Origin of the sequence: Leifsonia sp. SIMBA_070 (assembly GCF_046534635.1) — a bacterium.
Taxonomy (GTDB): Bacteria; Actinomycetota; Actinomycetes; order Actinomycetales; family Microbacteriaceae; genus Leifsonia.
This window is the reverse complement of record NZ_JAWRYK010000831.1, coordinates 1-242: the sequence shown is the minus strand read 5'-3', so window position 1 is coordinate 242 and position 242 is coordinate 1. Positions and strand designations below refer to the sequence as shown.

General features: G+C 68.6%; 1 protein-coding gene. It reads left to right on the top strand.

All coding sequences use genetic code 11. The annotated features are described in order from the left end of the window. Positions 1-22: 22 nt before the first annotated feature. Positions 23-242 (top strand): FABP family protein (locus tag SB754_RS22540; RefSeq protein WP_410784499.1); only part of this gene is annotated, 220 nt, incomplete at its 3' end.

Genomic DNA, 242 nt, shown 5'->3' with positions numbered 1-242 from the left:
CGGCGGATACGCTGGAAGCACCATGATCGAGATCCCCACTGACACCCCCGCCGACCTCGTTCCGCTCTCGTGGCTGCTCGGCGTCTGGGAAGGCACCGGCGTCATCAACTACGCCGCCGGCGATACGCGTTTCGAGGGCGAGTTCCGCCACCGCGTGAGCTTCAGCCACGACGGCGGTCCGTGCCTCAACTACTCCGCGACGGCCACCCTCCTCGCGACCGACGAGCGCCCGGAACAGCTCC